4 protein-coding genes and 2 tRNA genes are annotated in these 6,721 nt (G+C 43.8%); 4 read left to right on the forward strand and 2 right to left on the reverse strand.

Annotated elements, in window-relative coordinates:
• Positions 1 to 376 precede the first annotated feature (376 nt).
• Both EKM89_RS13270 and EKM89_RS14345 read left to right on the forward strand, forming a co-directional pair.
• Entirely contained in the window at positions 377 to 1,570 is a 1,194-nt protein-coding gene (locus EKM89_RS13270) for a DUF805 domain-containing protein (protein ID WP_164510601.1), read from the forward strand.
• A 462-nt stretch (positions 1,571 to 2,032) separates the two neighbouring features.
• Positions 2,033 to 4,147: a SpaA isopeptide-forming pilin-related protein gene (locus tag EKM89_RS14345; RefSeq protein WP_125689267.1), complete on the forward strand. Its 2,115-nt coding sequence runs from the start codon at positions 2,033 to 2,035 to the stop codon at positions 4,145 to 4,147.
• 163 nt (positions 4,148 to 4,310) lie between these two features.
• On the opposite strand, the gene EKM89_RS13280 is transcribed toward EKM89_RS14345, so the two are convergent.
• A tRNA-Glu gene (locus EKM89_RS13280) sits at positions 4,311 to 4,384 on the reverse strand.
• Between the two features lie 180 nt (positions 4,385 to 4,564).
• Between EKM89_RS13280 and EKM89_RS13285 the strand changes: the two genes are divergently transcribed.
• Positions 4,565 to 4,636 (forward strand) — tRNA-Gln (locus tag EKM89_RS13285).
• 94 nt (positions 4,637 to 4,730) lie between these two features.
• On the opposite strand, the gene EKM89_RS13290 is transcribed toward EKM89_RS13285, so the two are convergent.
• Positions 4,731 to 5,405, reverse strand: a complete 675-nt coding sequence (locus EKM89_RS13290; protein ID WP_125689269.1) for an EAL domain-containing protein — start codon at positions 5,403 to 5,405, stop codon at positions 4,731 to 4,733.
• Between the two features lie 305 nt (positions 5,406 to 5,710).
• On the opposite strand from EKM89_RS13290, the gene EKM89_RS13295 reads away from it, so the two are divergent.
• Complete coding sequence (locus tag EKM89_RS13295; RefSeq protein WP_125689271.1) at positions 5,711 to 6,670, forward strand: GGDEF domain-containing protein; 960 nt, start codon at positions 5,711 to 5,713, stop codon at positions 6,668 to 6,670.
• Positions 6,671 to 6,721 lie beyond the last annotated feature (51 nt).

The following is a 6,721-nucleotide window of genomic DNA, read 5'->3' on the forward strand; positions in this document are numbered from 1 at the left end:
GTACAAAAAAGAGGCCCAATTCGTAAATGAATTGAACCTCCGAAATTCCCTCCATCAACACCGGTTGACAAAGAGCCCTTAAAACGGATAACCAAATAATCCAAGCCCGGGGTTATTTGGTTATCCGCCTTAATGCTCGCCAGCTAATCGCCTTTTGTCCCACTCTCTTTTTGTGTAAGGCACCTAGAAAAATTAGTTCGGTATGGGACCGACGTTTTATAAAAATGGCAATAAAATAAATGCTATAAAAGATTGATAGCAAGCCCTTAACGTGATATTGTTTTTGTTAGCTTAAGAAAAAACGTCTTACATATAATACTGCTATTGAGTGGCCTGATTAGCCAACAAAAAAATGAAATTTTTAAGGAGAAGTCGCTTGCAACCAAATACTAAGAAATATCATTGTGAGATTTGTGGACAAGAAATAGTCACATTGTGTCCGTTATGCGGGGAACGGGTGAGCTTGAGAGCAGAGACACTTAACTTGCAGCCCAGGATAATCAAGTCGTTTAAGGAAGCGATACGAGACTGTTTTGTCATTAGTGGTCGCATGGGACGAGCAGATTTTTGGTGGTTTTATCTAGCTGTGGCTGCAATGGAAATTAGTTTGGTCGTATTTTTAAGACTAACAATGCGAGTGCCCGCATTTGCAATCGACTTGTCAGTTATTAAGTCTTTAAGGGCACTAATATTGATTACTTTTTCGGGGCTACTAGCATGGTTGAATGTGATGACACTTACGGCGGTTATTCGCCGAATACACGATACGGGAAAATCCGGTCACTATCTTTGGGTGACATTGATTCCAATGATAGGACCAATCATGGTAGTAATCAGACTGGTCAAGCCCATGAAGGGACAAAGAAATCGATATATACGTCATAATCCACGCTACTTCTACAAATGGGTGAGGTGGCCTGCTTTAGCTGCTGTAACGCTGATGTATGTCGGCCTATTTAACTACTTGAGTGTGAGTCATTGGACAGCAAATCACTATGTGGTTTCCCCGATTCGGTCCGTAGATTCACCGGAAAATAGAGATGAATTTAGAATGTCACCCCACACTGATGGTTTCAAATTGGGATCGGATGATATTCGGGTGGTCAATCAGCAGTCATACAAGAGTGCTCGAAAGGACGACAGTTGGTCGAAAGCAACGTTTAAAATTAATTACGTGACGGTTTATAAGGTTGGTAGTATCTATCATGATAAGGCTAAAGCGGATAATGAAATTGATAGTAAGGCTGGTCAAAAAATTGCTGGAATTATTAAGGTTCATATGGGGATCCATGCAAACCAAAATATCATTACCTATCCAGCCCAAGGAACATTAACAACGAACACTAATCAGAAAATAAAAGCGGATATTAGTGATAGCGATATGTTTGCTGGGGAACTAAATAAAGGGACAAGAGTTGAGGGAAATATTTACTATTTGGTACCCAAATTAGCGGACGTCGGTGATATCACCAGTGTTCGGGTGAAGTGGAAGGCGAATTATAGAACAAACAATGGAACAGGCCCTAATGATCATAAATATTATGATACGACAATCTATTTGAGCAGGTAGAATTAAAGTGGAGAGGGGCAGTACCATTATCTTTTGTTAACATGTGGCGTAAATGTTGGTTAGCGGAGCGGGGAGCCTGACGAACCTCTATATCGGCAGAAATTAGATGCGTGCGACTTGCATGCATAGTCGACCAATTATTATATGTTCTAGCAGGTCGCTTATATAATTTTGCGGTAAGCTACTAAGATGTTAAATGGCTTTGTATCAACGCTAGTGGCGATGATTTTAGGGCCAAGTCAATAAAAATGCAGTTAAACAAGGGGGTTAACATAAACTTCTTTTGCAACGACCCCAATTATTTCTTGCTAACACCCCGACGCCTCAAATAGCAGTTATAGTAAATACAAGGCGGTAGAAATATTGTCCAAAGTAAGTTACTTGTGAGACTAGCAGTTACTAGACTTGAGATTTCATTAACAGTGGTAATTGTTGGTAAATATTGTTAGGAGGAGGAGTACGATGCGAAAGAAGATAACCGCCGTCGTGATGGGTATCTTGATAGCTATCGTCGTCTGTCTTATCGGAGGCCTCGGCGCTGGTACGGTTACCGCCCATGCCAGTGAAATTGCTGTCTCTGGTTTAGGTGAAAATGACGCTGTGATTACGGATTCAAATGGTAAGGTAATTCCAAATGGATCTGATTTAAGCAAATGGGATAATTATACCGTTGAGTATACTTGGGGTATTCCAGATGGCGTTACAATTCAAGATGGCGATACGGCAACAGTTACATTTCCAAACAGTGCCGTTGGTCGACGTGATGTTACATTTCCACTTTTTGATGATAACGGCGAAAAAATCGGCACGTTTACCATCAAAGAGGGGGAAAGCACAGGAACTATCACGTTTAATGGTGCATTAACGAATACTGCGACTAACCGTAAAGGTCACTTACAGTTCTACGTGAAAGGAAGTACCGACAATAATACTGTTGGATTAGATTGGGGAATTAACAAAGTTGGCTGGGTGTCTGAGCGCAATGAAGATGGCTCGCCCGCAAAGTTGACTTGGAATATTGCATTTAATCCAAACAGTACAAATCTGGGGCAGACGGTCATCACGGATAATTTTGGCGCTTCGCAGACTTATGTTCCGGGTAGCGTCCACGCCGCAACGGGAACATATGATGAATCTGGCAACTTTGTTGGTGATGGGGGAACCCTAACACCATCAGTTGATGTCGGCAATAGTATGCTTATTTTCTCGTTTGAAAATGTGACGACAGCTGTTGACATGACTTATCAGACAATCCCAGATGTTTCGGGAACGGGTGGCTCTTGGAGTAATAATGCTTCTCTGAACGGTCAGAATGTTAGTGCTCGGATCGTTTGGGGCGGTACTGGTAGCGGAAACGGTGACGGAGGCGGTGGATCCGATCAAAAGACCGGTGAAGTCATCCTGACCAAAACGGACAAAGCAAATGGAGACGCATTGGCTGGAGCGGTTTACGAACTGCAGACAGCCAGTGGTGAAGTTGTTAAGTCAGATTTGGTAACTGATGCTAATGGAAACATTAAGTATGATAGCCTGGCTACTGGTGACTATCAATTTGTCGAAACGAAGGCACCTGAAGGGTATGATTTAAACAAGACACCTATTTCGTTTACGATCAAGGAAGGAACAACGGCCGCCGTTACAGTTTCTGCGGAAGACGTTAAAGAAGACAGTAGTACAACGAATCCAGGTAATCCAGGAACGACAACGCCGCCAACGAATCCGGGCAATCCGGGAACGACAACGCCACCAACGAATCCAGGTAATCCAGGAACGACAACGCCACCAACGAATCCAGGTAATCCAGGAACGACAACGCCGCCAACGAATCCAGGTAATCCGGGAACGACAACGCCGCCAACGAATCCAGGTAATCCAGGAACGACAACGCCACCAACGAATCCAGGTAATCCAGGAACGACAACGCCGCCAACGAATCCAGGTAATCCGGGAACGACAACGCCGCCAACGAATCCAGGTAATCCAGGAACGACAACGCCACCAACGAATCCAGGTAATCCAGGAACGACAACGCCGCCAACGAATCCAGGTAATCCGGGAACGACAACGCCGCCAACGAATCCAGGTAATCCAGGAACGACAACGCCACCAACGAATCCAGGTAATCCAGGAACGACAACGCCGCCAACGAATCCAGGTAATCCGGGAACGACAACGCCGCCAACGAATCCAGGTAATCCAGGAACGACAACACCGCCAACGAATCCGGGCAATCCGGGAACGACAACGCCGGGGACGACGCCATCCATCAAGCCACCAAAGCCAACAACACCAACTAAGCCGTCAACATTGACCACAGGGAGTGGTAATGGTAATTCAACCACGACACAGCCTAGTGTAACGACAGGCGGGTCTGCTGGTTATGGTGCTGGTCAAACATCAGGTGGAACTACTGGCGCGGCAGGCAGCAATGGACAATCAACAGGTACAGTCTACACGGGGTCAACTTTACCTCAGACAGGTGAACGTCGTACGACCAGTGTGATTTACACCATTGTTGGCATTGCATTATTGCTGACAGCTAGTGGTTTTGGGTATGTTTGGCTTCGAAAACACTAATTTAGGCGAGATATGCTTTGTCTTGATTAAGCGATTATAAAAATGGGCCAACCTTCTAATTCTTGAGGGTTGGCTTATTTTTAATATTCTAAAAACAAAGAGCACTGAATCGTTGTTAAATCAACGATTCAGTGCTCTTTGTTTATAAACGCCGTCTTAAGTATCACCCGCACGGGGCTCGAACCCGTAACTCCGCCTTGAGAGGGCGACGTCTTAAACCAGTTTGACCAGCGGGCAATGTCATTTACTAGCAATATCTAATTTACGCTATCCGGCAAAAAATGTCAATTGTTCTCTGCATAAAATTACAAAGAATCGGAAATTCATACAGTTCCGCCTATTTTTTAAAGAAAATTGGTTGACACCAAAAGCGGAACAAGTTACTATTAAATAGTTGCTTAAAGCAATGCAAATCATTGGGTATTCGCCAAATGGTAAGGCAGCGGACTCTGAATCCGTAAGTTACTGGTTCGAGCCCAGTATACCCAATAGAAAACATTCGGTAGTCGCTAGTCAGACGTGAAAACGTTGATTAGCGACTTTTTTTATATAAAAAAGAACCAGTATTCGAAAATACTGACTCTTATTTAGCGTCATCCAGTTTAAAGAGATGAGGTTTACCGTAGAACCACCCCTGGCGGAGATCAATCTCTAAGCGGTTGGCCATTTCATGTTCCTCTTCGTTTTCCACTCCTTCGAGGATTAAACGAAGCTTGTACTGTTTAGCAATCTTATCCCAAAAGGCTAGAGCTTCAGGAATCTCGCTCTCACGTTTTTCCTGGCGGAAGTTTTGCATGGCGAATTTAATTTCACTTGCGTAAGGGAGAATGGGTTCCAAGTGGTCATAAGTGTTGACGCCGGTGCCAACATCATCAAGACTTAGTTGAATCACATGCTCATCAAAGAAGTGAACCTGATCGATGATCTGTTGATTGGAAATTTTTTCGTCGGTGACCTCTTCGGTGACCTCTAGGACCAAATTAACCGGATAAATGTGCTGTTGTGCAGCAATAATAGCATTGGCAATGGTCGGATCAATAAATTGGCTTTGGTTGACGTTAAAAGAAACGGACCCAATTTTTAAAGCTAACTTTTTGGCTGTTCGGTCGATGAGATCCGCTTGAACATCTATTGGAATGGATGCAAAATTGTGGGGTAGGACCCACTTGCCATCAACCTGTTGACGAATTAGCAACTCGTAGCCAATCAACGAGTTGTTGGATACATCTAGTTGTGGCTGAAGAAAATAACGGTACATAGGTATGAGTTCCTCCTTACAAGTGTCTGCTACCATCATACTTTATTTTAACGATTAAGAATAGGGGGGAATTGTGGAAAAAATAGACAGGAAGGCATTTTTGGCCGTATTAATTTTTGCCACAACATATTATATTATATAAAGGTTTATGGTTTTGTTATATGGTTTGTTCTATAGTGAGAGTAGTGAGTTATTTAGCCCGGGGTCGTATTTTCCGCTGTGGAAACGCGGACTAGCTGGGAATAATTGATACTTTGGTCGGTAGTCAATTACTAAACTTAACTAACGAGGAGAATGATTAGACAATGGCATGGTCAATTTGGCTAGTTCCCCCAATCATCACCAGTATTTTCTTTGTTCTAGGGGTCATTACGCTGTACTGGTCGGTTTTTAATTGGGTAACGGCGAAGGTCGAATCACAAAACAAGCCAGTTAACGTCAAAAGGGTTCAGATTGCCATCGGGACGACCTGTGCCGTCGTATCGGTGTTTGCATTACAATTAATTGTGCGCGATAGTCATTTGTCGTGGACGTTTACCAATTTTCAACTCTTACTGTTGATTTTTGTAGCTTACTTCTTACAGCTTAAGATTCCGCATTGGCTGATTTTCTTAGCCGGGGTCGGATTTATGCTGATGAACGGGAATTTTACGGCCATCTTGTCGTGGGTCTACACGATTCTGTTTGTCCTGTTCTACGTCATCTCTTATCAACAGAGCACGCATCTGTGGCGGTGGCCGTTTACGCGCTACATTACAATTGCCATGCTATTTGCTGTGGCCCTGTGGTTCTTGGTCAAATTGCGTTTCCACTTGGACTGGAGTACGTATTTTATCGAGCTTGGCGACTATGCAGCACTGGCGAGTCTAATGTATGGTTACTTCAAGATTCAGGATAAGGACCGGCGAATCAAGGATCGCCTATTCCAGTCTGCCAATTGGGATGCGCTGACTCGCGTGCAGAATTATGCAGCGTATGACCGAGCCATTGCCTATCAATTTCAACAGAGTACCGCACACAATACGAACCTATCGATGGTGATGTTTGACATCGATCACTTCAAGCACGTCAACGACACCTATGGGCACTTGGCTGGAGATGAAGTTCTCAAGCAAGTCGCCAGCACGGTGGCGGCGACCTTAAAAAAAGTCGATAATAGTATCATCTTATATAGAACCGGTGGGGAAGAGTTTAACATTATTTTCCCTGACTACGACTTGAAGCGGACGCGAAAAGTGGGGTTCTTCGTCAACTGTTGTTGGTGAACAAAATATTGGAGTTCTAATCACTTGGTGATTAGGGCTCTTTTTGTATGA

This window comes from Levilactobacillus fujinensis (assembly GCF_003946335.1).
In the GTDB taxonomy this organism is placed as follows: domain Bacteria; phylum Bacillota; class Bacilli; order Lactobacillales; family Lactobacillaceae; genus Levilactobacillus; species Levilactobacillus fujinensis.